This is a genomic window from Burkholderia sp. 3C (assembly GCF_054589155.1).
Map to the genome: position 1 here is coordinate 21,518 of NZ_BAAILN010000092.1, position 1,791 is coordinate 23,308.

Genomic DNA, 1,791 nt, shown 5'->3' on the forward strand with positions numbered 1-1,791 from the left:
CGAGCACGAAGCGGCGCAGCATGGCGCGCATCTCGACCGATTCGATTTCGTCGTACGGAAGGCTCGCCATCGGAAACAGGCGGAAGCCGGGCGGCAGCGCCAGCGCGCCGCGCGGCTCGGCCAGGCGCGCCCGGTAGATCAGGTAGCCGGAATCGTGGCCGTCCACGTCGTACACGGAATAGAGGAAGGTGTCGTCGGCCACCAGCGCCAGCTCGCCGCCGCCGGCCAGCGGCAGCCGGCCGTTGGCGCGCCGGCGCGGCGCGGTGGGCAGCACCCAGCCGCCCTTGCCGTCGGACACCAGCAGCAGGTCGCCCTGCGCCTCGATCAGATAGCCGACGATCATGTCGTTCGACGACAGCCAGCCGGCCGGCAGCGGGTCCTTGACCTGCGCGTAGCGGCCCCGGCAGAAGCCGAGCGGCGCGGCCGGGCTGGTGCCGAACGCCTGCACGCGGCCGATCAGGATCACGTGATCGCCGGCATCCACGCGGTCGTGCATGGTGCAGTCGAACCACGTCATGCAGTCGGTCAGCACCGGCGCGCCGGTGTGCACCACGTCATGATTGACCGAAGCGAACTTGTCGGCCGCCTTCGAGGCGAACAGGTTCGATACATCGGTTTGCGCGTCGCCGAGCAGGTTGACCGCGAAGCGCTCGGCCGCCGCGAATGCGGGGTAGCTCGACGCGCCCTTGCCGACGCACACCAGCAGCAGCGGCGGATCGAGCGAGACCGAGGCGAACGAGTTGGCCGTCATGCCGCGCGGGCGGCCTTCGGCATCGATCGTGGTGAGCACCGTGATGCCGGTGACGAAGGTCCCGAACGCGCGGCGCAGCGCGATCGGGTCGAGGGTGTTGCGGATATCGGATACTGCCGCTTGCATGGCCATTCACCTCGAACAGTGTTGCGTTGAGATGAATGTATGTGGCGGAAATTGGGATGGCTTCCTGCGGAACGAAGGAGAAGGCGCGCCGATTCCCCTTCGGTCTGTCGGACGTCGCCGCGCTAATGGGCCTCGTGAGCCGCGTGGGTGGCCAGGCGGGCGGGGTGGCCGCCTTCGAGCAACTGATGCAGTTGCAGCGCGAGTTCGATCGAGAAGCGCCGTTCGGGCGTTTCGACGTCGATGCCGAACAGCTCGCCGATGCGCGAGAGCCTGTAGCGCAGCGTGGTGACGTGCAGGCCCATCACATCGGCGCAGGCCTGGCTGCGGCAGCCGTGGCGGATGTAGGTCGCGAGGGTATCGATATAGGAGGCGCGATGCTGCTCGTCGTAGGCCACCACCGGGCCGATCGTGCCGGCGATGAACGCGCGCACGTCCGACGAATCGGCCGCGCCGATCAGCATCGGCAGCGGGCCGAGATCGGGCACGCTGAGCACGCCGGTCTTGCCGAACGCGCGCGCCACGCGAATCATCCGCCAGCAGCGGTCCCATTCGTTGGCCAGCGCGTCGAGCCCGGCCACCAAATCGCCCGCCACCAGCGTCGGCTCGCGGCCGAGCAGCGGCACCAGCGCCGCGCACAACTGGCGCGAGAACGCCGCCACCGCCGCCGGGCTGCGCGCCGCCGCCTCGGGCAGCAGGCACACCAGGCCGCTGCCCACCGTGACCGGATGGATCGTCAGTTTCTGTTGCGCGGCCAGCAGCGTGGCGATCCGGTGGCACTCGTGCGAGCGGTCGAGCGCCGCGCCGTCGCGCGCCGGATAGTCGATCACCAGCAGCCGGCTTGGCGCCGCCAGCGCCACGCCCAGGCGGCTCGCGCGCGCGAGCAGGTCCTGCTCGTCGCGCCAGCGGCGCTCGAC

2 protein-coding genes are annotated in these 1,791 nt (G+C 70.2%); both read right to left on the reverse strand.

Features of this window, described 5'->3' with window-relative positions:
- A partial coding sequence (locus tag ACYP33_RS16340; protein ID WP_459622833.1) for a flavin reductase occupies positions 1-877 on the reverse strand: 877 nt, incomplete at its 3' end.
- A gap of 122 nt (positions 878-999) precedes the next feature.
- The coding region (locus ACYP33_RS16345; protein WP_459622834.1) for a PucR family transcriptional regulator at positions 1,000-1,791 on the reverse strand (792 nt) is incomplete at its 5' end.